Below are 26,760 nucleotides of genomic sequence, written 5' to 3' on the forward strand. Positions count from 1 at the left end.
ACTTTCCAATCCTCTTTGATTAATACTTTTTTATAAAAAGAAGCGTTTTTCCCCTACTCTTTTTGTTCAACCCACTTTGATGCAGCAGTGACGAGCTTATACGCCTCGTTCAGCCCTGTAATTCTCAACATCACCTGATTGTTTTGGTATAGTCCGCGCACATTCGTTGTAATAAGAAATTTTAATATGCTTAACATAGTGGTGATTGGTTACGTATGGCCTGAGCCTAATTCGTCTGCTGCGGGGCAGAACATGCTTTCGTTGATAAGACAACATTGCGACGCTGGCAATAAAGTAACCTTTCTTACCGCTGCTGCCGACAGTATTCACAAAGCTGATCTGGCAAAACTTGATGTTACAAGCGAGGCGATTGCCCTTAACTGCAGTAGTTTCGATGAACGTATTCGTGAAATAAGCCCAGACGTGGTTATCTTTGACCGCTACATGACAGAAGAACAATTTTCCTGGCGGGTAAAAGACGCATGCCCACATGCATTGAGAGTGTTGAATACGGAAGACTTACATAGCCTTCGACAGGCGCGTCACGATGCGGTAAAAAGCTCAGGTGACGCATCTAATGCACAGCTCAACACTGAGCTAGCGCTACGAGAAATTGCCTCTATTTTGCGTAGCGACTTAACGTTGGTTATTTCACAATATGAAAAGCAATTGCTGGAAAACCACTACAACGTGCCGCGTGCTCAACTTCGATTACATCCCCTTTTTGTTGAGGACGCATCCACAAGCACATTAGACTACTCACAGCGTCAACACTTTGTGCACATTGGTAACTTTCGTCATGCGCCAAATTGGGACGCTGTGCTGCAGTTAAAGCAGCATATTTGGCCAGCTATTCGCAAACAAATTCCTGATGCCCAACTACACATTTACGGCGCCTATCTGCCGAAGAAAGCCTCTCAACTACACAACGTTGCACAAGGGTTTATTGTAAAAGGCTGGGCAGATAATGCAGAGGAAGTGATTTCAAAAGCTCGCGTCCTCATCGCTCCCATTCGATTTGGCGCAGGTATCAAAGGAAAACTGCTTGATGCCATGCGTACACACACCCCAAGCGTGACTACTTGGCTAGGCTCTGAAGGTATTAGCTCTGAAGGTATAAGCTTGGAAGATAAAAGCTCAAAAGGCGATTTGCTAGATACACACACCAACAATGAAAAAGAAGTAACGCCAATATCTACCCAGTGGCCGGGCGCTATTTGCTCACCCATTATGGATAAGACTGCTGTCGATAACTTTGTTGAGCATGCAGTGTCACTTTATCAAAACGAAGCAAAGTGGCAGAAAGCGAGCTTGCAGTGCGAAGAGATGCTTAAGGCTTACAGAGCACAGGCTGACGACATGACGCTACCTGAACAGCTGCAGTTGCTATTCAACGGGCTAAAAACCCATCGAGGATCGCTCTTTTTACAAAGCTTGCTGTGGCACCAGAGTTTGAATGCGACAAAGTATATGTCGCAGTGGATAGAAGAAAAGAATAAATAGCGGGCTATAGCGTAAAGGCCTAGATTAAAGAGATTAAAAAGAATAAAAGAGGGTTAAGGGATTTAAAGCTCTTTTAATTGGTTCACCACTGATTTTATTCCGTTTCCTCGAGACTCGCTCATGTAACGCTGCAGCTGGCACTCATTTAAGTAAGCCCCAAAATCAAAATTAGCGCGCTCTTGGTGTTCTAAACTATTGGCTTTTTCAAGCAGAACCGCGAGCACGCCTCGAATGACTTTACTGGGTGAATAGGCGACAAATTTGGCGCTGGGCCCACCGCCTTCAGCACTCTCGCTGCTCTTGCTGCTCTCAGCGTCGAGTAACGCCAACCACACCGGGCTCTCACAGCCCTCTACTGAGTTAGCATCGCGCTGCAAATGCTCAGGCATTGCCGGTAATTTTTTACCTGCAAGCATTATGGTTCGAGTAAACTCATCCCAACTTTTAGCCTGTGATAGCTGCTGTGCAAGAGGAAGTAATTGCATATTCGCCAGTGTCATTTCTTTAAACCCGCTTCACTGTTTAGTTAACTACTTACTTTCGTCATCACCGAGCTCTGAAGTTTTATCCTCACTTGGCTGATCATTTAGCTCTGAGCCTAGCTCTTCACTCAGCTCTGACGCCGTCATCACCAAGTTTTCTACGTCGCTTTGCGTTGGAAACATAACCAGTTCAACGCCATTTGTTTCCAGACCAGGCAGCCATGTAGATACAAATTCGTTTAACGGCGTGCTAACACACATACCGTCAAGGCCATTTGACGTAACAAAGGCATTCGCCAAGTCGCGATGGGGGAAAATAGGAAGACGCACTGCACCATCATCTTCAAGCATCACGAAACCTTCAGAGCCTTGTACTAACCACACCTCTTTGGCTTTACTCACATAACTGATAACCAACATCTGTCTTTCTTCTGCAGACAACTTCATTGCTTGGTCTATTACTGTATCACTTAATTTTTCACTAATAGTATTTGGAAACACGGCGGTTCTCGTCTTAAAATTTTCGGCAAGTATACCTGTGCCAGTTGTGTGTGCAACGGCAATTAGACCAATGTTGAGATGCCGCTTTTCAAACGTCTGTGATACCATTTACACGTGGTCTATTTATGACAGCATTTACGGCGTTTTACCAAATCGTTTTGTTTGTCTCTAGTCAGGTATCTTTAACGTGCTTTTAAGTGTTATCCGAGTCTAAATAAATTGCCCAGAACACATACAAATGATGAGACAGGACAAAAGATTACCTCCATGCACACACTATTTACGGCGTTAAAACAAGATACCCTCAATAAACACACCACATTAGAAGAAACGCCCCCTTTTTCGCTATTTCACAACCTATCCGAGTTTAATATTTCAACGTATAGCGATGTTCTTAGCGTAATGTCAGTATTTCATAGCACGACATCGTCTCATGTTTCAAAAGCGCTAAACGAAACACCGAGTCTTAATAGGCTTGCAGAGATGTTAAACACTGATGAAGTTTCTGCTGCACTACATTGTGATACCAACGCATTGCAATCTAATTTTACCGAAAGCTTTGATACTCAGACAAACGTTGAGACTCAGGCACAAACTAGCCAAAATCTAGATAGTCATACAGTCAACGCGCTTGAGAACCAACTCAGCTTTCGCGGGCAAAACTCAGCGGCTATCGCAGCCATATATGTGTGGCTAGGCTCTTCAATGGGAGCCAACATGATTAGCAGGCGTCTTGAAAAGCTCAATAACGATATTCCAACAGCGTATTATTCAGCAATGGCAGGATGCGCTAAAGCGTGGGTCCCGTTTAAGCAAACCGCTGAACATATATTGGCTGAATTAAAGCTTGATGATGACAAGGGTATTCGAGATATTGTGGAAGATGCAAACTCGTGGTTTTCATTTTTAATCTCCCTAGGCAAGGCCCAGACAGGTAAGTAAGCCCTGAATCCCTCCTTTTATTTCACAACGTATAAATTATCTTAATCAACCCTCTTTGCTTGTTGGTATATTATTCTTAAAGAATTTATGAATAGCGGCAAGCGCCGAACAATAGCGCCGATATACATCAAGCCCGTTAAGCGTGTCGCAAGTTTCTGGTATTCTAGGCCCATCATTGAATTGTTAGAAAAGAAAATATGAAAGTTGTATCGTTTAATATAAATGGGATCCGTGCCCGTCTTCATCAGCTACAAGCATTAATAGATGCTCACCAACCCGACGTTATTGGTTTGCAGGAAATAAAGGTTCACGATGAACAGTTTCCTGTAAAAGCTGTTAAGGACATGGGTTATGAGGTCTTTTTTCATGGCCAAAAAAGCCATTATGGTGTGGCGTTTTTAGCGAAAAAATCGCCAACTGCTGTCATTAAGGGCTTCCCTACAGACGATGAGGATGCCCAACGCCGCATGATAATTCTCAAAACTACCGACGATGCAGGCGACCCCGTTACCATTTTAAACGGGTACTTTCCGCAGGGTGAGAATCAAAAGCACGAAACCAAATACCCCGCTAAGAAAAAATATTATCAAGATTTAATGACATACCTTAACGACAACCATACGCCTGACGAGAAAGTGATTGTTATGGGAGACGTTAACGTGTCGCACACCGATTTAGACATTGGTATTGGCGAAGAAAACAAAAAGCGCTGGTTAAGAACGGGAAAATGTAGCTTCCTACCAGAAGAGCGTGAGTGGCTAAATACACTTATGTCTTGGGGTTTTGAGGACAGTTACCGAAGCCTAAACCCACAAAGAGACGATGAGTATTCGTGGTTCGACTACCGCTCTAAAGGTTTTAACGATAACCGAGGCCTGCGAATAGATTTGATCCTCGCTACGCCATCGTTACACAGCGCGCTTAAAGACGCAGGTATAGATTACGAATTACGGGGAATTGAAAAGCCCTCTGATCACGCCCCTATTTGGGCAACGTATGAGTAAATTAGTGACTCATACTCATTGGTAAACGTTAAACGCTCTTAAGTGCACAAACGCGTAGCGCTTAGCTAACACTACACGCAGGAGAAACAGTGAGTACATTGCAAACGTTGGCGATGGTTGTTTATGGGCTTTTCGTTTTAGGCTCGCTTAAAAACATAGACCTCGTACATTTCGCAAAGACCAAACATCAGCAACATCTGGTGTTTGGTACTGCTGCTGCACTTTTTGTGCTGTGGTTGCTAAAGGCAGGTATCTTTGAAGGGTTAGACGTACACTTCCTTGGCCTGTCTGTACTCACGCTCATGCTCGGCTTTCGCTACGCGGTTATTTCATCTTTTATTGCACTTATTGGCGCTCACATCATTGGATACGGAACCTGGCAGAGTTTTGGGGTAAATGGCCTGCTCGGCACCGTACTTCCCATCGCCGTTACGTACTTTTTCTTTATGCTGTCGTTTCACCGTATTCCAAGGCAGCTCTTTGTTTACATATTTGTATGCGCTTTTTTCCCAGCCGCAGTGGGTATTGCGCTAAAAACCTTTGCCTTAGGCGGTTATTTCTTTATTGAAGGCGTCTACTCCTGGGATATTGTTTTCTCAAACTACGTGGTGCTTATTCCACTGCTTATTTTTCCTGAGGCATTGCTTAACGGCATGGCAATTACTTTACTTGTTATTTATCAGCCCACATGGGTTTATACCTTCCACGATAAGTTTTACCTCGATAACTGAGAATAGATAAACATGCTCTGGCAGCCGAATATCTATAACTAATTGTTAATGAGATTTTAATTATTTTTAATCTACACTATGTCTAACAGCCATTAAGTAGTTAATTTTATGCGCATAAAAACCTATTCATCAGATGAAAAAGACACAGTAGCGGCCGCAAAAGAAGTGTGCGATGCACTTCAAAACGATGGACCAACCTCATTAGTGATTGCGTTTACTAACGCCGAGCACGATGCCAATTCCCTGGTAGCGTCACTCAACGAATCTGGCGCCCCTTATCTATTGGCCACCTCGTGCTTGGGAAGCTTATTGTGCGATGAGTCACGCGCACAGGCAGACGCAGGTTTAAGTGTGCTGTCAATTTTTGATGAAGCTGGCGCATTTGGTGTTGGAAGCGCCGATTGCTCAGAAACTGACGCCTTTAGTGCAGGTGCTAGCGCCCTTGAGAATGCGCTTATGAGTGCAGGCCGCCCGTTTGAAAGCCCCTCTCTTATATGGTGCGCGCTTCCACCCGGTGAGGAAGAAGCCATACTCAATGGTTTTACCAGCGTTGTAGGCGAGCAAGTACCTATTTTTGGCGGCTCGGCCGCAGACAATACCGTAGAGGGCAATTGGTATATCAGTACATCATCGCACAGCGGCGCCAATTGCTTAGCAGTGGCAGTGATGTATCCTTCCTCGCCGCTAGGGCTTAGCTACAGCTCGGGTTACAAACCAACTGAAACCGTTTTTAAAGCGTCGAGTGCTCAAAACAGGCACATACTAGAGCTTGATGGCGTGCCTGCTGCAAAGGCGTATAACGAAGCTACAAATGGGTTGATAGCTAAAGAATTGGCCGGAGGTCAAATTCTAGGACTTACCTCTACCGTCCCATTAGGCAAGCCAGTGCAGCTAGAAAATGGCGCACTCAATTATCTTTTGTGTCATCCCGATGAGGTATGTAATGATGGTGGCCTTAACGTGTTCTCTGAGGTTATTGAAGGGGAAGAACTGGTGTTGATGGAAGGAAGCATTGCCAGTTTAACGGCGCGAGCAGAACGGGTTATCAATAACGCCATCATGCTACTGCCAGATGATAGCAAGCCCGTTGGCGTGCTGTTGGTCTACTGTGCAGGCTGTCGATTAACGGTTGGCGATGAAATTCACCCCATGCTGACATCCCTTCAAGAAAAATTTGAGAGCCTGCCTATTTGCGGTACTTACACCTTCGGTGAACAAGGTCGATTTTTAGACGGTAAAAGCAGGCACGGTAATTTAATGATATCAGCCGTCGTTTTTTCTCAATGAACGTTTTTCGTGATGGTAGGTTTGTGAACGTCAGTTTTTTAATAACTATTGTTAATGGCAGCGTTTAGATGAGTAAGGATTACGAAAACGTTCTTGAAGACTTAGCCCTCGTATATCGGCTGAAAGAACAGGCAGAAGCCCACAAAAAAGAAAGTGATGCGCTGCTCGCTGGCACACGGGCTTTGCTTACTGCAAGAAACGAAAAAGAGCTGTATACCAAAATGTTTGGTATTTTTCGCAGCCTTTACAGTTACGACGTTTGCTTTGTTTTAGAAAACGACAGCAAAGGCAAAATGCGCTGCACCAATACCACACACCCTGCGTTATTAGATACCATGTGGGACGTGGACGAAACACTTTCTCGGGCCATAAAAAGCTCTCCAGTGGCGCTTTTTAATGTAAAGCTACAGCCAACATGGCGCGAGCACCTTCACCTTTTTGATACTCCGGTAACCTCTGCATTACTGTGCCCATTTAGAGTGCACCACCAGCAGGCGGTTATGGTGTTTTGTCATCAAACCTTGGGATTCTATACCCAAGAGTTTGTGGATATGGCAAACCGCTACCGCACCTTTACTCAACAAATGTCTATGAGCGTTCAGGCCAAACTAATGGCCCTTGAAACCATTAAATTAAAAGAAGAAAAAGCCCAAGTTGAAAAGAGCCTCATCTCATCAGAAAAGATGGCGTCTCTTGGTCTGCTAGCCGCGGGTGTGGCTCACGAAATTAATAACCCCATCGCGTTTGTAAATAGCAACATGATGTTTATTAAAGAGGTATTACCGTCGTTAACAAGTATGCAAGATATTGTGCAAGAGCTTGCGGAGGCCGCAACTGATGAAGAGCGCACTGCTGTGGCTGAAAAAGCGAAGCAGTGGACAAGCAACAACAAAATAGGCCCCATTGTGGATGAAATTGCCGATATCTGTGAGGAGTCTGGAGAAGGGTTAAATCGCGTGACTGAAATTATCACTAGCCTGCGCTCATTTTCACACAGCTCAGATGTATTAGACGATGATACCGTCAATATAAACGACTGCATCACTAACGGCCTTAGACTGGTTAATAGCGAACTTAAACACAAAGTGACCATTAATACCGAGCTTGCAGATATCCCCTTAATTCGGGGGAAAACCGGTAAAATAAATCAGGTGTTAGTGAACTTGTTCGTTAACGCAGCGCAGGCTATGGACAACGGCGACACGCTTACCGTTTCAACACAATGCGACTATCTAGATGATAATGAAATAGTGATAGTGACCGTGCAAGACACAGGTAGTGGTATTGAAAAAGACGATTTAGAAAAACTATTCGACCCCTTTTATACAACAAAACCCACAGGCAAAGGCACTGGTCTGGGCCTATATATTTCGTTTTCAATCATCGAATCTATGGGCGGAAAAATAGAGGTAAGTAGCGAAGTCAATGTAGGCACTACCTTCACGCTTCAACTTCCTGTAGCAAGCCGTGATAGTGAAACTGGCGATATTGAAAGCGGTGATAGTGAAACTGGCGCTGGCAATGCTGATAGCGCTAACACTAATAAAGCGCCTTAAACAAAAAAGCCGCATCGATGTAATGATCAATACGGCTTTAATATTTAATAGAAAACAGAATGTTGACGCTTTACTTCTTGAAAAGAATATCCATCACTTCAGACAATTCGCCTTTTCCAGCACGAATTTCTTCTTCCGATAAACCGGCAATCTCATGCGGGAACACAAGCCATTCGTCGCTTTCGTTAATATGATAGTCAGGCACTATGTCTGTTTTGTTGTTTTGCGGCTTATACCAAGGACAAGCAATGCGAATGTCTGTAGGTGTGTTTAAACGCATCAGCTTGTTGATTTGTTTAATCAGTGCATCAACGCTGCGACCTGAATCAAACACATCATCAACAATAAGAAGCTTGTCGCCCGCATTGGCTTTTTCTACTAAGTAGTGCAAACCATGCACACGAATTTCTTTTGCCTGCTGATTAATGCCGTAATAAGACGACGTGCGCACGGCAATGTGATCGGTTGACGTATCTTTGAATTCAAAGAACTCCTGCACGGCGATACCTATCGGTGCACCACCACGCCAAATACCTATAATAAAATCTGGACGGAAACCATCGTCATATACCTTTGCAGCTAAACGAAAGGAGTCCTGTAATAGGGATTGCGAAGTGATAAAATTCTTGTTCATAACGTCTCATTCGGCGAAATTTAAAAGACCGCGAGTATAGTGAACTTCACGGTGTTTTGCACGGAAAACTCGGTTTATTCCTGTGTGACTTACTTAACCACACACGGTTTCTTTCGATTTGTTATTCACTTACTTTGCTGGAGGCTTGGTCAGTAAGTCATTCATTTTGCAGCACTTGAGAAGGCTGGGTTTTCATGGCCTTGAAGGCAGGGTAAATACTGGCCAATACGCATAGCAACACAGAAATACCGGTTATGCTGACAATTTGCATGATGTCCATGTCAATTGGCAGCCCGCTTCCATCGGCCGCCAGAGCAAGTGGAGAGTTAACCAGCGCTAACACGTTATTAAGCTGACTGGTTATAATACAACCCAAGACTAGTCCAATTCCCGCGCCTTTAATTCCGTTAAACAGGCCATTTAAGACAAAAATCCACATGACCGTTTTAGGCATCATGCCTTGGGTTTGCAATACGGCAATATCGCCCTGTTTTTCAGACACCACCATCACAAGGGCAGAGATAATATTAAACGCCGCCACTGCAATAATAAGCAGCAGCATTAACATCATCATGTTCTTTTCCATTTTTACCGCATCAAACAAAGGCCCTTGCCGCTCTCGCCATGTCTTTATATAGGCAATATCAATACCCAATTCATTTTGCAGAGTATTAACCGTGGTTAAATAATCGAATGCGTCGTTTAAAAACAGCCGTACCGATTCGCCCTGCCCTTTAGTGTCGCGAAGCAAGCGATTAACGTCGTTGATATTCATGTACATCACTTTATCGTCCATTTGCGAGCCCATATCAAAAACCCCTGATACTGTTACCAGGCGTTGGCTCGGCATTCTGCCAAATGGAGTATAAACGCTAGCACCGGCTACCATGATGCGAAGTCGATTGCCTACGCGCACATCTAACTTTTGCGCTAATGCCCGACCTATGATGACTCTAAAGCTTCCCGCTTCTAAATCGGTAAAACGTCCCTGCTCCATGTTATTCGCTACCATGGTGTGTTGCTTCATTTGGTCAGGATGGATTCCGTGAACCTGCACACCTCTTAAATCTCGCTTAGACTGCACCACCGCTTCCGTTTCTCGGTACGGCATAACCGCAATCACATCATTAATGGGCGATGTTGCGAGCGCGCTCGTTGTATTATTTGTGGCTTCTGAGGTTATTTCAATATGGGGAACAATGCCTAAAATGCGCTGTTTAAGCTGCCCTTCTAGCCCATTCATTACCGACACAACGATAATGAGCGCCGTAAGCCCCAAGGCAATACCTGCAACTGAAAAGCGATTGATAAACGATACAAAGCTGGTTTGGTTGGCCTTGCTAGATTTGGCATATCGATAGGCTATTGATGCTGAAAGAGGATAGGACATGGCGCCTTGCTTTAAAAAAAGAAATTAACGTCTCGCACCCCATTGGCGTGGCCACCTCTTTAGCGTGGTCTCCCATTAGCGAGGACCAGGCTTTAATTAGTCAAAAGGTGAGATGACGAGATACACCCAAAATAGTAAAGTGGGTATACTACGTGTAAGCTACTGGCTGCACAAGAATTAGTGGCAGGGGAATGTCGTGAATAAACTTAGCCTAGATGAAAAGAAAGCCCAATTCGACGAATACTTTTCAATTGCCTCTGGCATTAACGTCAATGTTAGGCCGCTAGAGGACAATGAAGCCGTTCCAGATGAAGAAGGTATTGAAGAAGCAATGCCCTATGCATTTCGTATTGCTAGTGAAATGGCAACCATCGAGGCGCAGGCAATTAGGCCACTACGCAATTTAGGCGATCACGCCGAATCGTTGGCCGACTTTCTTAACCATCAATCTAGAAAAATAGATCTCATGATGTCTTTTGTACTGCATCAGCAAGACGAAGAGGCACAGCGCTATCGCTCAGTAAAATATGGAGGCGGAGGCGTTATTATTGAATCAGCATCGCCGTTAGACATTGGCACCACCGCTGAACTAAAACTTTTTCTAGACGCCGAAGCGGCAGCCATATTCTGCTACGGTGAAGTTATTACTTGCGAGAGCGTGGAAGATAGCTACCATATAGCCTTTATTTTCAGTGCCATTAGAGAGCAAGATCAAGAATTACTGGTGCGAGCTAGCCTGCATGTTCAAACCCAGCAGCTTAGAAAACGCGCGAAAGAGAAAAAATCTGGATCCTAATTGGCACCATAAGCAGTACTCATTGCCATCTTACATTGGTATAAATTGTATTAAACAGTTATAGGACGTCATGACAGCCACCTTATTATCGCTGCCTCTTCCGGCGCAGAAGAAAGACGCATCGTCTCAGGATCATAAGCAATGGGGGCAATTACAGGGTAGCAGTACTGCGCTTTGTATTAGCCAAGCTCAGGAACAGTACAACGGCCCAATAGTGCTGATTACTGCCGATACGCCATCGGCGATGAAGTTAGAAAAAGAACTCGCGTTCTTTATGGCAAACAAGCCCTCGGCCAAAGATGTCCCTATTACGTTATTTCCTGATTGGGAAACCCTGCCCTACGACTCATTTTCTCCTCATCAAGACATTGTTTCTCAGCGATTAGAAACCCTATTTAGATTTACCCAGCAAGTTGACGGTATTTTTATTGTTCCCGTTAACACCCTGATGCAGCGTCTGGCGCCTACAGATTATCTCGCCAAATATCTATTAATGCTAAATAAAGGCGAAACCCTAGACAGAGATCAGTTCAGACGCAATTTAGAACAGGCCGGCTACTTGCACGTTAGTCAGGTAATGAGTCACAGCGAATTTTCGGTGCGCGGCAGCATCATAGATCTATTCCCAATGGGTAGCGAACAGCCGTTTAGAATAGATTTATTCGATGACGAAATAGACTCTATTCGCTATTTCGACACCGAAACCCAGCGCTCAGGCGATGCCGTTGATAAGATTCGCTTGCTCCCCGCTCGTGAATTTCCAACGGACAAAGACGCGATCACGCTGTTTCGACAGCAGTTTCTTGAAAAGTTTGATGCCAACAACGCCTCAGAGAGTATTTTCTCTCAAGTGAGTAAAGGCACCATGCCTAGCGGCGTAGAATATTACTTACCGCTGTTTTTTGAAAAAACAGCCACGCTATTCGATTATCTTCACCCTAAAAGCATGCTACTGCTTCATGGCGATGTGCAAGATGCCAGTGAGTTTTTCTGGGCCGATGTAAAAGAGCGTTACGAACAATACCGGTATAACCTAGCTCGCCCACTGCTAGCACCGGATGATTTATTTCTGCCTATTAATGAATTGTTTGGCCAAATAAAGCAGTGGCCTCGCGCCTCTATGCGCAGTGAAGTACTAGAAGATAAAGCGGGCAGCACTAATATGCTGTGCGAAAAGCTAGACGACATTGCCATTAACTCGCAGAAAAAAGTGCCTGCCGAACGCTTAATTGCCACCGTTAATGAGGCAACCAAGCAAGGCGCAAAAGTACTGTTTTGTGCAGAAACTCAAGGCCGACGTGAAGGGTTAATGACTGTACTGGCAAAAGCAGGCATTAAGCCTAAGCCAGTTAACTCATTTAACGAATTTTTGTCAAATCACGATACCATTGGCATTACCGTAGGCTTGGTAGAACATAGCTTTCGTTGGAAAAGCAAAGAAGGCGAGCTGCTTTTTATTACTGAAACCGAGCTTCTCGGACACAAGGTAAGTCAGCGCCGTCTTCGCGATAAGCGCACTGCAACCGACGAAAGCGCCATTATTCGCAACCTAGCGGAGCTGTCTGTTGGGCAACCGGTGGTGCACCTCGACCACGGTGTTGGCCGTTACCTTGGCATGCAAACCCTCGATGCCGGTGGCGTCACTACCGAATATTTATGTATTGAGTATGCTAAACAGTCGAAGCTGTACGTACCCGTTGCCTCATTGCATTTAATTTCTCGCTACACTGGCGGCGATGCGGATAGCGCCCCGGTTAACTACTTGGGCTCAGATGCATGGTCGCGAGCCAAGCAAAAAGCCGCTGAAAAAGTGCGCGATGTAGCTGCCGAGCTACTCGATGTGTATGCCCGCCGCGCCGCTAAACCAGGCTTTGCTTACAACATAAACTGGGACGACTACCAAAAGTTCTCTGATAGCTTTCCATTTGAAGAAACACCAGATCAAGCACAGGCCATTGCCGCAGTAATGTATGATATGGGCAACCCATTAGCCATGGACCGTTTAGTGTGTGGTGACGTGGGCTTTGGTAAAACAGAAGTGGCTATGCGAGCAGCCTTCTTGGCGGCCAACCACGGTAAGCAAGTGGCTATTTTGGTGCCTACTACCCTACTTGCTCAACAGCACTATGAAAACTTTAAAGACCGTTTTGCCGACTGGGCCTTTGAAATAGAAGTCATGAGCCGCTTTGTAAGCGGTAAAGCACAAAAAGACGTCACCCAGCGCATTGGCGAAGGCAAGGTCGATATTGTGGTGGGAACCCACAAACTGCTATCAAGCGATATAAAATACAAAGATTTGGGCTTAGTCATTATTGATGAGGAACACCGGTTCGGCGTTCGTCAAAAAGAAAAGCTAAAATCCCTTCGCGCCGATGTGGATATACTCACCCTTACCGCCACCCCTATTCCCCGTACGCTGAATATGGCACTTTCTGGCATGCGCGATTTGTCTATTATTGCTACACCGCCAGCCCGACGACTTTCTATAAAAACCTTTGTGCAGCAGCGTAATAAAGCCACTATTCGCGAAGCCATTATGCGTGAAATTTTACGGGGTGGTCAGGTTTACTTCCTGCACAATGAGGTAGACAGTATTGCGCGCACCGCCGAGGAAATAGCTGAAATTGTGCCTGAAGCCCGTATTGCCGTAGGTCATGGGCAAATGCGCGAACGGGACTTGGAAGGCGTAATGAGCGACTTCTATCACCAGCGTTATAATGTACTGGTGTGTACTACCATTATCGAAACCGGTATAGATGTGCCAAGTGCTAACACCATTATTATGGATAGAGCCGATCACTTAGGCTTAGCGCAGCTGCATCAGTTACGGGGCCGAGTGGGTCGTTCTCACCACCAGGCTTACGCATACTTGTTAACGCCGCATCCTAAGCGTATGACCAAAGACGCCGGCAAGCGCCTAGACGCCATTGCGCAGTTAGAAGATTTAGGTGCGGGTTTTGCACTCGCGACTCACGATTTGGAAATTCGCGGTGCAGGTGAGTTGCTTGGCGACGATCAGTCTGGGCAAATAGCGAGCATTGGTTTCAGCCTCTACATGGATATGCTGGATAAAGCAGTAAATGCACTAAAAGATGGCAGAGAGCCGTCGCTTGACGACGCGTTGTCTGGTCACACCGAAGTAGAATTGCGAATTCCAGCGCTACTGCCAGAAGATTACATTGCCGATGTAAATACTCGATTGTCGCTTTATAAGCGTCTCGCCAGCTGCATGACGCAGGATGATATTGACGAATTCCAAGTGGAATGTATCGACCGCTTTGGCCTTTTGCCAGAGCCTGCTAAAAATCTTGTGGATGTGGCTGAAATAAAGATAAGAGCCGCCGCTATAGGCATACTTAAAGTGGACTTGTCTGCTACAGGCGGTACCATGGAGTTTAAAGAGACCACCACGGTTAACCCTGCCTACATTATTAAGCAGGTTCAAACCAAGCCAAACACCTTTAAGTTTGAAGGTAGCCAAAAGCTTCGCTTGGTGAAGAAAACCGAAACAGCTAAAGAGCGCATTGCGTTTATTAGCGATATCATTGCCGATTTTGCAAAGGAGTCGCGATAACATGACGTTATTTCGCAGGTGCACATTAACTGCTGTGTTGGCCGCTTTTATAGCGTCATCGTTGTTGGCCAAAGCAAATGCCAACGACGACTGGTGGTTCGATGTAGAGGTTGTCGCATTTAAACGCAACAAGGCACTGACTGAGCTAGAAGAGCAGTTTAATTTGGCTGAGTCTTTTGCGGTCCCCCAGAGTGAGGCGGATGTGATCAGTGCGGTAATCATGCCTGACATTCGATTCATCAAGCAAAACTTGGCCACTTGCGATATAAACGGCTTGCCTAAAAAGAAGCCCTTACCTGCCTGGCCTAACGACCTGAGTTTGCTTGTACCCGCTTTTGATACTGACTTTTTAGCGTTAAATACGCCTAACGCGCTTAATCAGACAAGCCTGCTTGATAATTCAGCTTCTATCGAAAGCCCGGAGTCTTTAGAATCTACTGGCAGTGCTTTTGATGAAGATGATAAAAGCCGCGATGTTGAAGGCACTGTTCTTGAAGAGACGACTTATAACGGCAGCGACGTTGAAGGGACTGACTTTAAAGAGAATGACTTTGAAACAAACAGTGAGCGTAGTGAGCCTACTGGCGATGCCCTAGCACCTTCTCTAGAAACCATTACATCGTATTGGGTAGACGCAAATTGGACTGATTTTTTTGGTACTCACTCAAAGCCAACAGTCTCAGCACCTCAATTTACCTACTGCGAAACCGAGGAGCCTTGGATTAGCGTTAACCAACAACCCAATGGTATTAAGTGGGTGCGACATAGCGTTGATAACAGTATGCCTGCGCCAGCACAGCTTCCCGTTGTTATAGAAGGCAATGACTGGCCATTAGCAACAAAAACTCACTTGCTATCTAGCGATATGCAAGAACTAACCTCTATCTCTCGTCAAATACGCTCTAATCGCCAGTTAGAGCGCCTGCTACATGTAGCGTGGCGACAGCCGGTTAAGTTTGGCAAAAGTAAGGCGTTTAACGTGCGTCTTTTCGGTGGCACTAATTACGCAAGTCGCTTTAATAAAGATGGCGAACAAATTCAAGATAAACGCCCTGCAGTTACCGACACTGCAGACACGATGCAAGCATCGAAAGAAGCGACAATAGGTGTTACCAATGAGGATGAACACACGGCCATCGTTAGCGACGCTTTTTTCACGTCGCTAGAACAGCGTTTGTCACAACCAGAGCCTGTTTCGTTTAAAACCCTTCAGCGGTTAGAAACAGAGGGCGATTTAAGCGACGAAGCCACAAACGATAGTAGTGCTTTCCGCGAGCCAATTTGGGAAATTGATGGCCGAATGAAGGTATTTCTTAAATACATTAACCGAGTGCCCTACCTACATATCGACAGTGAGATGTTTTATCGACATCAGGTACCTACACAGTATTTCACTGCTAGCGACCTAAACACAGAGCTTGCTTCATCAAATAGTGGCGCATTTGTGAATGATGAAGGTGAAAACAGCGTATTGGAAAATAGCTTATCAGAGACCAGCGCGCAAACAGTAGAATATCAGCTGATATCCATACCTCTTGCCGAGCAACGCCGCGTGATCAGTAAGCAACTGCACTATTTTGACCATCCGCTGTATGGATTTATTGTACAAATTCGTCGCTATGAGCGCCCTTTACAGGCCGATACACAAAACGAAAAACAAAACGACACCCAAAAATAGGATTGCTGTTAAATGAAAATTTATACTCGTACTGGCGACAAAGGCAGCACGCAAATATACGCCGACAAAGCTATCCGCGTAGATAAAGATGATTTAGTGGTACAAAGTTACGGTGACATTGACGAACTCAATAGCCACATTGGTTTACTGGCCGCCTCTGTGCCTAAGAAACATCGTGCACAGCTTCACACCATTCAGCGCAATCTCTTTCAGGCAGGCTTTGCCATATCGGCCAGCTCAACGTTAACGCTGTCAGACATCGAGTCACTTGAAAGCCTTATCGATGAGTTAACCAATCAAATGCCGCCGAACACGTCGTTTGTATTGCCAGGTGGCAGTGAAGATGCGGCGCAAGCCCATGTTTGTCGTGCAGTATGCCGTCGTGCAGAGCGCGCGGTAATAAGCTTGGCCAAGCACTACGACGTGCCCGAGGTGGTTCATGCTTACCTGAACCGCTTAAGTGACTTCTTATTCACCTTTGCACGCTTTTTAAATATCGAAGCTGGTGTAGACGAAGTAGCGGTCTAAATTCCGTTTAGCGCTAGCGGCTTTATAACCGCTGCTGCGACTTTAAACCCCCTGCTGCGACTTTAAAACCCCTGCTGCGACTGTATAACTGCTGCGGCGCTATAAGCACCGCGGTATCTCTGTAAAGCTCAGTTTCTATACGTGCAGTAGCTTCTCTATAAGCGCCATTGCGCTTTCGTACTGCTCACGCAGGCCCGCAGGCAATACTCGCCCGTGTAACTTCATCACACGCTCGCGCTTTTGACTATCTTCCTGAGACTGCTGCGCAATACGCCCTTCTAGCCCATCTAGGATTTGCTCGGCCCCTTTAGCATTGTTACAAGCCAACACCATATCGCAGCCTGCACTTAATGCCGCATCTGCCCGCTCGACATAGCCGCCGGCAACAGACGCTCCGTGCATAGACAAGTCATCAGAAAAAACAGCGCCGCTAAAACCAAGGTCTTTCTTTAATATCTGCTTAAGCCAACGGGAAGAAAACCCGGCGGGCTCAGCACATACCTGATTGTAAATTACGTGGGCAGGCATAACGCCATCTAGCAACTCCCGCTCTATTAACCGTTTAAACACCACCATATCGGTGTGTTTAATCTCGTCAAAATCTCGCTCATCAAGGGGCAATGCAACATGTGAGTCTGGGGCAACGCTGCCATGACCAGGAAAATGCTTACCAATAGCAGGCATGTTTGCCGTTTTAAGCCCGTCGATAAGAGACGTGGCTAACCGCACTACATCTTTGGCATTATCAGCAAAAGCGCGGTCACCTATTACCTGCGACACGCCGTTTATATCTAATACAGGGGCAAAGCTAAAGTCGATATCAAGTGTTTTAAGCTCTACTGCCAACGCAAGTCCGCACGCGTGAGCAAGAGCAGCACTTTCGCCTTCGCTTTTCGTATGGCGCAAGATATCGCCCATGGCAGGAATGGCGGTAAACCCTTCACGAAAGCGCTGTACTCGCCCCCCTTCGTGGTCGACTGCGATAAGCAAAGGCTTATTCGCATACCGGCGAATATCTTTTATCAATGCCGCAAGTTGAGGCTTATCATGGTAATTACGAGAAAATAAAATAACCCCGCCGACGACTGGATGCGCCAACTTTTCTTTTTCCTCAGGCAGCAACTCTTCGGCCTGACAATCGAGCATTAATGGGCCCACAGCACATCCTTATTTTTATCAAGAATTGTGCGTTTAATTAGTCTCATAAAACATCACTTCTCATTGTTGAGTTTGTTGGGGTAGGATAGAGAAAAAAGCGGAGTAATTCACGTGATAAATTGGATCAAGTGGCTTGTTGTTGGTGCTGTACTGTTGTTGTCGATTGCCGCAGCGGCTGTGTACACCACATTATATTTAAGTTTACCCAAATTAGAGGGAAACAGTGCCACTTATCACGTAACCCAGCCTACCCAGCTTTCGAGAGACTCGCTAGGCCATGCTGTTGTAAACGCTGATAACCTATTTGATGCTGCCTATGCATTGGGGTTTGCTCACGGTCAAGATCGCTTTTTTCAAATGGACTTACAGCGCAGAGCAGCCTCTGGCAATTTGTCAGCCTGGGTAGGAAGTGCAGCATTAGACATAGATAAAAACGCCCGTTTCCATCAATTTGAACAGCGAGCACAGGCCGTTTTCGAAAACTTACCCAGTAAACAACAAGAACTGCTTATTCGCTATGCTCATGGCGTCAATGAAGCAATTAATGAATACACCACTCTTCCCTTCGAATACATTGCAGCCGGTATGGAGATAACGCAGTGGCGCCCTACCGACAGTATTTTGGTTATTTACAGCATGTATCTAGATTTGCAGGACGGGCAGGTAAAGTTAGATCTTGCAAGAACCGCTCTTAAAGACACCTTTGGCGATGAAATTTATCACTTTATAACCCAGCAAAGTCATTTTCAGGCCGCCCTTGATGGCAGCGAGCTGCCTTTATCCGACGCCCCTATTCCTGAATACCCTAGCCAGTTTAAAGCCGCAGACGAAAGTGAAAATTCAGATATTCGAGCTTATAACAACCGTATCATTAATGACGTATTGCCTAATGACTTAGCTCGTTATACCGACCCTCGTTATAACCGCGCTCGTTACAACTACAGTGGCACCGAACTTCCCGATATAGGCAGTAATAACTATGCGGTGTCGGGCGCTATTACGCCGACAGGCGCGGGGCTGCTGGCGAACGATATGCATCTAAGCCTTCGTGTACCCGTTATCTGGTATCGCACCCAACTTAATTACAGTGACGCAGGTCAAGACGTTTCTATTACAGGTGTGTCGCTACCTGGTTTACCCGGCATTGTTGTGGGTACCAATGGCAATATAGCCTGGGGCTTTACTAACGCTAACTTAGACAACGTAGATTGGGTAGCGCTTAATAGCGATACAGAAACCACGACAGTGACAGAAACAATTCCCCTTCCCTCAGGCAGTCACGAATACACGATTGAAGTCAGTGAATTTGGCCCCGTTAAAATACTCAACGGAAAACGCTATGCCCTTAATTGGGTTGCCCATCACGAATTTGCTGCCAACTTAGCTATTGTAGATTTTGGCAATGCTAAGTCTGTGGATGAGGCTATCGATATAGGAAAGCGAATTGCCAATCCAACGCAAAACTTGGTGATGGTTGATATCGAAGGTAATACGGCGTGGATGCCAGGCGGCGCAGTGCTTCACAGAGAAAACGCATCGTACACCGCAATATCTGAACAAGAAATGCGAAACAATCCCACTCGCCCTGCAACCATGCTGCCTTTGGTAAAAAACCCTGTTTCAAATAGACTATGGACCGCCAATGCTCGAGTTATTGCAGCGAAAGACTTATCTCGACTAGGCGATGGTGGATACGCGCTTGGGGCAAGAGGCAGACAGATAAGAGACCGCTTATTTGAAAAAGACACGTTCACCGAAACTGATTTTTACGCCATCCAGTTAGACAACCATGCTCAGTTCCTTATTCCTTGGCATAATTTACTCAGTGGCTTACTCACCATGCAAAATGTCGAGTTTAAGCCAGATCTAACCTATTTAAACACATGGGGAGCCTGTGCATGTGACGACTCCGTGGGGTACACCCTGGTAAAGCATTTTCGTCGTGAAGTAGTACAAACGCTGTTTGGTGAAATTTTATCATCCCTTGATAAACAAGGCGTACAAAGCCGCACGCTGCTACGTGGCATTGAGCCTGCCACGTGGCAACTCATACAAAGCCAGCCAAACAGCTGGCTACCCGATGGAACCGATACTTTCGATGAGTTGTTGGTAGATGCCTACAGGCGAGCCAAGCATAAGCTTCTTGATAAATATTCTCCTCTTGAAGCGAATATGGACATGCTTAACTGGGGAAGTGTAAACACGTTAACAGTGAAACACCCTTTCTCAGCACAAATACCGTTAATAGGCGATAAGTTAAACATGGCCCCAGTTGCAGGTTTTGGTGATACCTACATGCCCGCCGTGCAGTCTACTGGGTTTGGAGCATCAGAACGTTTCTTTGTAAGCCCAGGGCATTTAGACAATGCTATTCTCACCTTACCTGGCGGGCAGTCTGGCCACCCACTGTCAGAATTTTTTACAGTAGGTTTTAATGACTATGCCACTCAAGCAGCTACGCCTCTTTTGCCTGGCGAAATTATTTATTCACGTACATTTTATAAGAAAGAAGAAGAATGACGCCAGCCATTACGCTGCTTTCCAAAAAGCGAATAAGGCACAGCGTGCTCAAGTACGAACACGAACCCAACGCTTCATCTTATGGGTTAGAGGCCGTTGAAAAATTAGGATTGCCTGCTGAAAGCGTGTTTAAAACATTGGTAGTGAGTTATGTGAATAAGGAGAACAAGGAAAATAAAGAACACAAAGAGTTAGCTGTAGCCGTTGTACCGGTTACTACCAAACTCAGCGAAAAGAAAATGGCAAAAGTGCTAGGCACAAAGAAAGTGACCATGGCCAGTGCCGATGCAGTAATCGCATCAACAGGTTATGTACTTGGTGGGGTAAGCCCTTTGGGACAAAAAAAACGACTTGTTACCGTTATTCACGAAAGTGCCCTGCAACTCGAACTCATTCATGTAAGTGCAGGTAAGCGTGGCTTAGAGGTCGCGCTAAGTGCAACCGACCTCGGTGCACTAACTAATGCAAAATTTGCCGACATATCAGTATGAGCTACCTGTATGAGCTATCAGTATAAGCTATAAATATGAGCTTTCGGTATGAGCGCTTGGGATAAGCTTTTCGAATGGGCGCTCGACGTGAGCTATTCATATGAGCACTCGGTAAAAGCTATCGATATTAGTGTTTAAAAGCCTGCTTTACCGAGTACTTACAATGAGTACTAACGAGTACTATCGGGCACTGCATTGGCCTGTTGAAGCCACTGCTCTCTCGCCTCTTTTATTACCGCATCACTGGGTGAGTCGTTACCCGCAATGGTAACGGCAATTTGTTGAATAATAGCATCTCGCTTTTCAAGCAGCGCATCAGCACGGGCGAACAGGTCCTGCGCTTCTGGGTATTTAGCCTTAAGGCCTTCTATGCTCTTTAGTGCATAGTAGTGGGTTTCAAATTCTTCGTTAAAAAGCTGGCGCTTAGCATTAAAAACCACGTAGTCTTTCGCTGCGCGAGAGCGTAAGTACTCAAGGTCGTCAGCCGCTAAGTTAGCCGCTTCACCAACCTCTGAAGCTTGCTGAAGCCAGTATTGAATTTCTTCATCGTTGTTTTGATTTACCGCCTGCTTAACGCCCTCTTGCAGGTCGCTTGCATGCAATACTTCCATTACGGTAATAACGGGTACGCTCGACGCTTCTTGGTCGCGATTATCAGCATCAACAGATAAGAAAACAAACCATGCCGCTATGGCGAAGAACACAATAGAAAGAACGACAAGTGCTTTTTTCACACTATCCTCCGAAAAAATAACATAAGAAAGTCAGTGCGGGCGCACTGTAAAAAGAAGAAACACAAAAGAGCGAGGGTGCTCCCCGCTCTTTTCATGTTTTACAACGTCATAATTGCAGCAGTGTGCGAATTACTCGTCGACAGGTGCTGAGTTTTCAACTCGGCTTTTAAGTTTTTGACCAGGGCGGAATGTCACCACCCTGCGCGCTTTGATAGGAATATCTTCACCCGTTTTAGGATTACGTCCAGGACGTTCATTCTTATCACGCAGGTCGAAATTGCCAAAACCTGACAGTTTTACTTGCTCACCAGATTCCAGAGCGCCTTTAATTTCTTCGAAAAAAAGCTCTACCAGATCTTTAGCATCACGCTTGTTAATGCCTAGTTTCTCGAATAGGTGTTCAGCCATCTCGGCTTTGGTCAATGCCATAGTTTACTCTCTTAACGCGGCCCCAAACTCAGATTCCAAACCTTTTACCACAGTATCGACAGCGTGCTGAATCTCAGCTTCTTCTAAGGTTTTTTCTGGATCTTGTAAATGAAGTGACAATGCAAGGCTCTTGTACCCAGGTTCAATTCCCTTGCCTTTGTATTCATCAAACAAGTTTAGAGCAACTAGTTGATTTACGCCAATTTTTTCTATGTAAGAAAGAACATTTCCTACACGCACTTCATCTTTCACTGTAATAGCTATATCACGACGATTAGATGGAAAACGCGATACAGGTGCAGCAGACGGTAATTTACGTTCACTAATAGCGTCTACCGCTAGTTCAAACACAAATACACGACCGTTTACGCCCAACAATTTTGTAAATTGTGGGTGAACAGCACCAATATAGCCAACTTCTTCATCGTTAAGCAAAATTTTTGCAGTCATACCAGGATGCAACGCACTGTGTTCGCCAGTAACAAATTGAAACTCACCGTGCTTACCGGTAAGTGCCAATAACGCTTCCACATCTGCTTTTGCATCAAAGAAATCTACTGGGCTATCGCCTAAGTCCCAGTGCTCTTCGTTACGACGCCCTGCTACTACACCACCAATTACCTGCTGTTGCAATACACCATTTGGCGCATCTTGTTGAGGTATAAAGCGTAATCCGGTTTCAAACAGTCGAATTCGCTGTTGCTGACGCTTCTGATTGTACGCCGAAGCGCCTAACAAACCTGGCCATAAACTTACGCGCATTACCGACATATCAGATGATATTGGGTGCGGTAACACCATGCCTTTTACATCAGGGAACAATGCGTTTTGTATTTTCGGGTCGACAAACGAATACGTAATAGCTTCGTTATAGCCTCTGCTTAATAACAACGACTTCATTGTACCTAACGGCAGCTGCGCTTCTTGGGAAGGCAACATGGCAAGCGTTGCGGCAGGCGCAACATTAGGAATGTTGTTGTAGCCGTAAACGCGGGCAATTTCTTCAATTAAATCTTCTTCAATTGAAATATCAAAACGATAGCTAGGTGCAACCGCTTTCCAACCCTCAATGGTAGCGGTAACGTCTAAGCCTAAACGAGAAAGCATCTCGCTTACCTTTGCGTCATCAATACTAATACCGAGCACGCGAGTTAAGCGGTCGCGACGAAGTGTAACCGTAGCTTGTTTCGGCAGTTTATCTTCTGAAACCGCTTCAACAACTGGGCCCGCTTCACCACCACAAATTTCAAGAACAAGCGCGGTAGCGCGTTCCATTGCTTTGCGCTGTAGCTGTGGATCCACGCCACGCTCGTAACGATGTGATGCATCGGTGTGCAAACCGTACTGACGAGCACGGCCCATAATCACATCACGACTGAAAAACGCGCTTTCAAGCAAAATGTCTTTAGTTTCAGTGGTAACACCTGAATGCAAGCCACCGAAAATACCGGCCATGGCTAACGCATTGTTATCGTCGGCAATTACCAGCGTGTTTTCTTTAAGTGTTGCTTCTGTTTCATCAAGCAGAGTAAGCTTTTCGCCCTCTTTTGCCATGCGAACATTCACATTGCCTTCAATACTAGCAAGGTTGAATGCGTGCATAGGTTGACCAAGCTCAAGCAACACAAAGTTTGTAACATCAACAATGGGGTCGATACTTCTTATACCGCAGCGACGAAGCTTTTCAACCAGCCACAGTGGTGAAGCTGCAGATACATCGACGCCTTTAACAACGCGGCCTAAATAACGTGGGCATGCATCGTCTGCGCTAAGAGTAATAGCAAGCTTGTCATCAATAGACGGTGCAACGTCTTCAACTACCGGTTCGCAGACGTCTAGGTTGTTAAGCACGCCTACTTCACGGGCAATACCACGAATACCTAAGCAGTCGGCGCGGTTAGGCGTTAAATCTACTTCAATAGCGTTATCGTCTAACCCAAGGTATTCACGAATATCTGTACCTATTGGCGCATCTTCAGGAAGTTCGATAATTCCGTCGTGATCGTCACTTATGCCTAGCTCAGAAAAACTGCACAGCATACCGAATGACGGCTCGCCGCGAAGCTTGGCTTTTTTAATTTTAAAGTTGCCTGGCAGTACCGCGCCAACACAGGCTACCGCTACTTTTATGCCTTGGCGGCAGTTAGGTGCGCCACAAACGATATCTAGCAGCTCATCGCCACCTACGTTAATTTTGGTAACGCGAAGCTTGTCGGCATTAGGGTGCTGACCGCACTCTACCACTTCACCCACTAGTACGCCGGTGAACTCGCCTGCAACAGGCTCTACGCCGTCTACTTCTAGGCCAGCCATGCTCAACTGTTCAGACAGCTCATGTGCCGACAGCGACGGGTTAACCCACTCTCTTAACCATTTTTCACTGAATTTCATGTGTACTCTCTGCCTTAATTGAACTGCTTGAGGAAACGAAGATCGTTTTCAAAGAACGCGCGTAAGTCGTTAACGCCATAACGCAGCATAGTTAAACGCTCTACGCCCATACCAAAGGCAAAACCAGTGTATTCTTCTGGGTCTATTCCAACCGACTTGAGTACATTAGGGTGCACCATGCCGCAGCCAAGCACTTCTAGCCACTGACCGTTTTTACCCATTACGTCTACTTCAGCTGAAGGCTCTGTAAACGGGAAATAAGACGGACGGAAACGCACTTCTAAAGACTCTTCAAAGAAGTGATGTAAGAAATCGTGCAAAATGCCTTTAAGCTCGGTAAAGCTCACGTTTTTATCAACCATCAAGCCTTCTACTTGGTGGAACATTGGCGTGTGAGTTTGGTCGTAATCGTTACGATAAACGCGCCCTGGTGAGATAATACGTAGCGGCGGCTTTTCTGCTTCCATAGTACGAATTTGAACGCCAGAAGTTTGCGTACGAAGCATCATGTCTGGGTTAAAGTAAAACGTATCGTGGTCAGCACGCGCCGGGTGATTAGCCGGAATATTTAACGCATCGAAGTTGTGGAAACCATCTTCAATTTCAGGGCCTGTTTTTACCGAAAAGCCTAACTCACCAAAAAACGACTCTATGCGCGCAATAGTGCGGCTAACCGGGTGCAAATTACCTGGCTTTTCAGTACGACCTGGTAGCGTAACGTCTACTGCTTCTTCCGAAAGCTTTTTATTGAGCTCTTCAGTGCGTAAATGTTCGCCTTTGGCAGAAATAGCCTGCTGAATAACCTGTTTCGCTTGGTTAATTTTTTGGCCAGCGGCAGGACGTTCTTCGTTAGATAACTTTCCTAAGCCTTTAAGTAAGTCGGTAAGTTTACCTTTCTTACCCATAAATTCGACCCTAACTTGGTCTAATGTGGCTGCATCTTCGGCAGCGTCAATCTGGCTCTGCGCCTGATTGATAATCGCGTCAAGCTCCATGGTTTCCTCAATGTGCATGATGACTGCATGGCCCTCGCATAAGTAGAATAAATCTACGGGCAAAGGCTTGCTTGAAATAAAAACGATAGTTTACACGAGTGACAGACATTACCGCTACCCTATATAGCTGATATTGGCAGAATTCGTTTGAAAGTTGGAAATTTTACATGCTGTAACGCGCAATACGTTGTTGAACAAATGAGTGTTTTGTATATTTTTCCGTCGAACGATTAAGGATTCGCACAAACAGCTTGAACATTTGTTCATACTCGTAAATCATGAAAGCACAAATAAAAATAAACATATTAAATAAATATTTACAGGGATAGTAATATGCAGTTAAGGAAACCTCTTCCATCAAATCGTTCGTTCGAGCAAGTATCAAATCACTACAAAGTTGAGAAAAAGCTGGCCACGCAGTTAAAAAAGGCTGATAGAACATCACGAAAAGATATTTATAGTTCTATGTATGACGAGCTATTTAGTAAAGTACCTGATCACCCTCGCCTTACAAAAAGAAATGACAAGTCAGAAAGCCTAAAAAAAGTTGGCCATAGAATGGCGTTTATCAAACGCTTTCTAAAGCGCGAACAATTATTCGTCGAGTTCGCATGTGGTGATGGTAGACTTCTTAAAGAGGCAGCAAAATACTGTAAGCAAGCAATAGGTGTAGATATTTCAGACCAGAGGGATAAAAACGAAGCTTTTCCACAAAATACTTCTGTTGTGGTTTATGACGGATATGACCTATCGCAAATAACCGACGAAAGTATAGATTTCGTTTTTAGCGATCAACTTATTGAACACTTACATGATGAAGATGTTGAACATCACTTTGCAATAGTTAAACAAACCTTGAAAAAAGGTGGTGCGTACGCATTTAGAACACCCCATGCTTACTGCGGCCCTCACGATGTATCTCAGTACTTTTCAAATATGCCAGAGTGTTTTCACTTAAAAGAGTGGACTTTTAAAGATTTGAAAGACGTTGAAAAAATAGGTTTTAGGAAAGTGAATTACTATTGGAGCGCAAAAAACATTCACATTCGAATGCCCCGTTTCTACTTTTCTTTTGTTGAAGCAATATTTGAAAAAAGTGACTCGTATAAACTTCGTAAGGTTGCTCAGCTATTTTTGCCTTCTGTTACTTGTGTACTTATTAAGTAGACTGAAGTTACTAAATTCATATTTGGGTATTTGCAAAACTAGCTTTGCCCGGTTCTCGCTAACGCTTTTTATTCTATTTAGTTACGGTGAAAAGTGCGAAAGCTTAGTCTAAAGCTAGGCTTTTCTTTATCTGTCTTGTCTTTAGTTGATAAAGGGTTACTAAAAATTTTAAGAAATTTGCGCACATAAATTTATAGGTTAAATCAGAGCAGATTATCACCAAAAAAGTGCAAACCGCTTTGTTTACTCAATCTAGAGCCGCTCTTGGC

22 protein-coding genes are annotated in these 26,760 nt (G+C 45.2%); 13 read left to right on the forward strand and 9 right to left on the reverse strand.

Annotated features, from left to right (window positions below; translation table 11 throughout):
* The first annotated feature begins 186 nt into the window (after nt 1-186).
* Entirely contained in the window at nt 187-1,503 is a 1,317-nt protein-coding gene (locus AC27HD_RS03645; protein WP_487103833.1) for a glycosyltransferase family 4 protein, read from the forward strand.
* A gap of 62 nt (nt 1,504-1,565) precedes the next feature.
* On the opposite strand, the gene AC27HD_RS03650 is transcribed toward AC27HD_RS03645, so the two are convergent.
* Nucleotides 1,566-2,003, reverse strand: coding sequence for a SufE family protein (locus AC27HD_RS03650; protein ID WP_487103835.1), 438 nt, complete (start codon nt 2,001-2,003; stop codon nt 1,566-1,568).
* Nucleotides 2,004-2,033: 30 nt separating this feature from the next.
* Nucleotides 2,034-2,594: a DUF2750 domain-containing protein gene (locus AC27HD_RS03655; RefSeq protein WP_487103837.1), complete on the reverse strand. Its 561-nt coding sequence runs from the start codon at nt 2,592-2,594 to the stop codon at nt 2,034-2,036.
* Nucleotides 2,595-2,753: 159 nt separating this feature from the next.
* Between AC27HD_RS03655 and AC27HD_RS03660 the strand changes: the two genes are divergently transcribed.
* The 5 genes from AC27HD_RS03660 to AC27HD_RS03680 all read left to right on the forward strand — a co-directional run bounded on the left by AC27HD_RS03660 (nt 2,754) and on the right by AC27HD_RS03680 (nt 8,006).
* Nucleotides 2,754-3,428 (forward strand): heme oxygenase-like domain-containing protein, encoded by a 675-nt coding sequence (locus tag AC27HD_RS03660; RefSeq protein WP_487103839.1) that lies wholly within the window; start codon nt 2,754-2,756, stop codon nt 3,426-3,428.
* 197 nt (nt 3,429-3,625) lie between these two features.
* The gene (gene xthA / locus AC27HD_RS03665) at nt 3,626-4,432 is read left to right on the forward strand and encodes an exodeoxyribonuclease III (protein WP_487103841.1); all 807 of its coding nucleotides are present in this window, start codon (nt 3,626-3,628) and stop codon (nt 4,430-4,432) included.
* A gap of 89 nt (nt 4,433-4,521) precedes the next feature.
* Nucleotides 4,522-5,163 (forward strand): energy-coupling factor ABC transporter permease, encoded by a 642-nt coding sequence (locus AC27HD_RS03670; RefSeq protein ID WP_269519955.1) that lies wholly within the window; start codon nt 4,522-4,524, stop codon nt 5,161-5,163.
* A gap of 108 nt (nt 5,164-5,271) precedes the next feature.
* Nucleotides 5,272-6,450 (forward strand): FIST signal transduction protein, encoded by a 1,179-nt coding sequence (locus AC27HD_RS03675; protein WP_487103843.1) that lies wholly within the window; start codon nt 5,272-5,274, stop codon nt 6,448-6,450.
* A gap of 68 nt (nt 6,451-6,518) precedes the next feature.
* Nucleotides 6,519-8,006 carry a sensor histidine kinase gene (locus AC27HD_RS03680; protein ID WP_487103845.1) on the forward strand — a complete coding sequence of 496 codons (1,488 nt, stop codon included), beginning with the start codon at nt 6,519-6,521 and terminating at the stop codon, nt 8,004-8,006.
* Nucleotides 8,007-8,076: 70 nt separating this feature from the next.
* On the opposite strand, the gene AC27HD_RS03685 is transcribed toward AC27HD_RS03680, so the two are convergent.
* On the reverse strand, nt 8,077-8,640 hold the full coding sequence (locus AC27HD_RS03685; RefSeq protein WP_032095106.1) for a phosphoribosyltransferase: 564 nt from the start codon (nt 8,638-8,640) through the stop codon (nt 8,077-8,079).
* 157 nt (nt 8,641-8,797) lie between these two features.
* The gene (locus AC27HD_RS03690) at nt 8,798-10,030 is read right to left on the reverse strand and encodes a lipoprotein-releasing ABC transporter permease subunit (RefSeq protein WP_487103848.1); all 1,233 of its coding nucleotides are present in this window, start codon (nt 10,028-10,030) and stop codon (nt 8,798-8,800) included.
* 196 nt (nt 10,031-10,226) lie between these two features.
* On the opposite strand from AC27HD_RS03690, the gene AC27HD_RS03695 reads away from it, so the two are divergent.
* The 4 genes from AC27HD_RS03695 (at nt 10,227) to AC27HD_RS03710 (ending at nt 16,606) form a co-directional block, all read left to right on the forward strand.
* Complete coding sequence (locus AC27HD_RS03695; protein WP_487103850.1) at nt 10,227-10,826, forward strand: PilZ domain-containing protein; 600 nt, start codon at nt 10,227-10,229, stop codon at nt 10,824-10,826.
* 70 nt (nt 10,827-10,896) lie between these two features.
* A complete protein-coding gene (gene mfd / locus AC27HD_RS03700) occupies nt 10,897-14,400 on the forward strand; it encodes a transcription-repair coupling factor (RefSeq protein ID WP_487103852.1) in 3,504 nt (1,167 codons plus the stop codon).
* Between the two features lies 1 nt (nt 14,401).
* A complete protein-coding gene (locus AC27HD_RS03705) occupies nt 14,402-16,078 on the forward strand; it encodes a CsiV family protein (protein ID WP_487103854.1) in 1,677 nt (558 codons plus the stop codon).
* Nucleotides 16,079-16,090: 12 nt separating this feature from the next.
* Entirely contained in the window at nt 16,091-16,606 is a 516-nt protein-coding gene (locus tag AC27HD_RS03710) for a cob(I)yrinic acid a,c-diamide adenosyltransferase (RefSeq protein WP_487103856.1), read from the forward strand.
* 135 nt (nt 16,607-16,741) lie between these two features.
* Here the strand turns inward: AC27HD_RS03710 and nagZ are convergent, their stop codons facing one another.
* Complete coding sequence (nagZ, locus tag AC27HD_RS03715) at nt 16,742-17,752, reverse strand: beta-N-acetylhexosaminidase (protein ID WP_487103908.1); 1,011 nt, start codon at nt 17,750-17,752, stop codon at nt 16,742-16,744.
* 123 nt (nt 17,753-17,875) lie between these two features.
* Between nagZ and AC27HD_RS03720 the strand changes: the two genes are divergently transcribed.
* Nucleotides 17,876-20,284 carry a penicillin acylase family protein gene (locus tag AC27HD_RS03720; protein WP_487103858.1) on the forward strand — a complete coding sequence of 803 codons (2,409 nt, stop codon included), beginning with the start codon at nt 17,876-17,878 and terminating at the stop codon, nt 20,282-20,284.
* Nucleotides 20,281-20,775 (forward strand): Cys-tRNA(Pro) deacylase, encoded by a 495-nt coding sequence (ybaK, locus tag AC27HD_RS03725; protein WP_487103860.1) that lies wholly within the window; start codon nt 20,281-20,283, stop codon nt 20,773-20,775. The genes AC27HD_RS03720 and ybaK overlap by 4 nt, the downstream gene beginning before the upstream one ends.
* 170 nt (nt 20,776-20,945) lie before the next feature.
* Here ybaK and AC27HD_RS03730 read toward each other — a convergent pair whose 3' ends face one another.
* From AC27HD_RS03730 to pheS, 4 genes are all read right to left on the reverse strand, one after another.
* Nucleotides 20,946-21,509, reverse strand: coding sequence for a hypothetical protein (locus AC27HD_RS03730; RefSeq protein ID WP_487103862.1), 564 nt, complete (start codon nt 21,507-21,509; stop codon nt 20,946-20,948).
* Nucleotides 21,510-21,638: 129 nt separating this feature from the next.
* Nucleotides 21,639-21,938 (reverse strand): integration host factor subunit alpha, encoded by a 300-nt coding sequence (ihfA, locus tag AC27HD_RS03735; protein WP_032095099.1) that lies wholly within the window; start codon nt 21,936-21,938, stop codon nt 21,639-21,641.
* A 3-nt stretch (nt 21,939-21,941) separates the two neighbouring features.
* Nucleotides 21,942-24,329 carry a phenylalanine--tRNA ligase subunit beta gene (pheT, locus tag AC27HD_RS03740; protein WP_487103864.1) on the reverse strand — a complete coding sequence of 796 codons (2,388 nt, stop codon included), beginning with the start codon at nt 24,327-24,329 and terminating at the stop codon, nt 21,942-21,944.
* Between the two features lie 14 nt (nt 24,330-24,343).
* A complete protein-coding gene (gene pheS / locus AC27HD_RS03745) occupies nt 24,344-25,324 on the reverse strand; it encodes a phenylalanine--tRNA ligase subunit alpha (RefSeq protein ID WP_032095097.1) in 981 nt (326 codons plus the stop codon).
* 333 nt (nt 25,325-25,657) lie between these two features.
* On the opposite strand from pheS, the gene AC27HD_RS03750 reads away from it, so the two are divergent.
* Nucleotides 25,658-26,491 carry a class I SAM-dependent methyltransferase gene (locus tag AC27HD_RS03750; RefSeq protein ID WP_487103866.1) on the forward strand — a complete coding sequence of 278 codons (834 nt, stop codon included), beginning with the start codon at nt 25,658-25,660 and terminating at the stop codon, nt 26,489-26,491.
* Nucleotides 26,492-26,760: the final 269 nt, after the last annotated feature.

Source organism: Alteromonas sp. 4NS20-0143 (assembly GCF_057542855.1).

Excerpts from the sequence above, each read along its gene's own strand:
- AC27HD_RS03645 (WP_487103833.1), top strand. The coding sequence starts at position 187 with ATGCTTAACATAGTGGTGATTGGTTACGTATGGCCTGAGCCTAATTCG.
- AC27HD_RS03650 (WP_487103835.1), bottom strand. The coding sequence starts at position 2,003 with ATGACACTGGCGAATATGCAATTACTTCCTCTTGCACAGCAGCTATCA.
- AC27HD_RS03655 (WP_487103837.1), bottom strand. The coding sequence starts at position 2,594 with ATGGTATCACAGACGTTTGAAAAGCGGCATCTCAACATTGGTCTAATT.
- AC27HD_RS03660 (WP_487103839.1), top strand. The coding sequence starts at position 2,754 with ATGCACACACTATTTACGGCGTTAAAACAAGATACCCTCAATAAACAC.
- xthA (WP_487103841.1), top strand. The coding sequence starts at position 3,626 with ATGAAAGTTGTATCGTTTAATATAAATGGGATCCGTGCCCGTCTTCAT.
- AC27HD_RS03675 (WP_487103843.1), top strand. The coding sequence starts at position 5,272 with ATGCGCATAAAAACCTATTCATCAGATGAAAAAGACACAGTAGCGGCC.
- AC27HD_RS03680 (WP_487103845.1), top strand. The coding sequence starts at position 6,519 with ATGAGTAAGGATTACGAAAACGTTCTTGAAGACTTAGCCCTCGTATAT.
- AC27HD_RS03685 (WP_032095106.1), bottom strand. The coding sequence starts at position 8,640 with ATGAACAAGAATTTTATCACTTCGCAATCCCTATTACAGGACTCCTTT.
- AC27HD_RS03690 (WP_487103848.1), bottom strand. The coding sequence starts at position 10,030 with ATGTCCTATCCTCTTTCAGCATCAATAGCCTATCGATATGCCAAATCT.
- mfd (WP_487103852.1), top strand. The coding sequence starts at position 10,897 with ATGACAGCCACCTTATTATCGCTGCCTCTTCCGGCGCAGAAGAAAGAC.
- AC27HD_RS03705 (WP_487103854.1), top strand. The coding sequence starts at position 14,402 with ATGACGTTATTTCGCAGGTGCACATTAACTGCTGTGTTGGCCGCTTTT.
- AC27HD_RS03710 (WP_487103856.1), top strand. The coding sequence starts at position 16,091 with ATGAAAATTTATACTCGTACTGGCGACAAAGGCAGCACGCAAATATAC.
- nagZ (WP_487103908.1), bottom strand. The coding sequence starts at position 17,752 with ATGCTCGATTGTCAGGCCGAAGAGTTGCTGCCTGAGGAAAAAGAAAAG.
- ybaK (WP_487103860.1), top strand. The coding sequence starts at position 20,281 with ATGACGCCAGCCATTACGCTGCTTTCCAAAAAGCGAATAAGGCACAGC.
- ihfA (WP_032095099.1), bottom strand. The coding sequence starts at position 21,938 with ATGGCATTGACCAAAGCCGAGATGGCTGAACACCTATTCGAGAAACTA.
- pheT (WP_487103864.1), bottom strand. The coding sequence starts at position 24,329 with ATGAAATTCAGTGAAAAATGGTTAAGAGAGTGGGTTAACCCGTCGCTG.
- pheS (WP_032095097.1), bottom strand. The coding sequence starts at position 25,324 with ATGGAGCTTGACGCGATTATCAATCAGGCGCAGAGCCAGATTGACGCT.
- AC27HD_RS03750 (WP_487103866.1), top strand. The coding sequence starts at position 25,658 with ATGCAGTTAAGGAAACCTCTTCCATCAAATCGTTCGTTCGAGCAAGTA.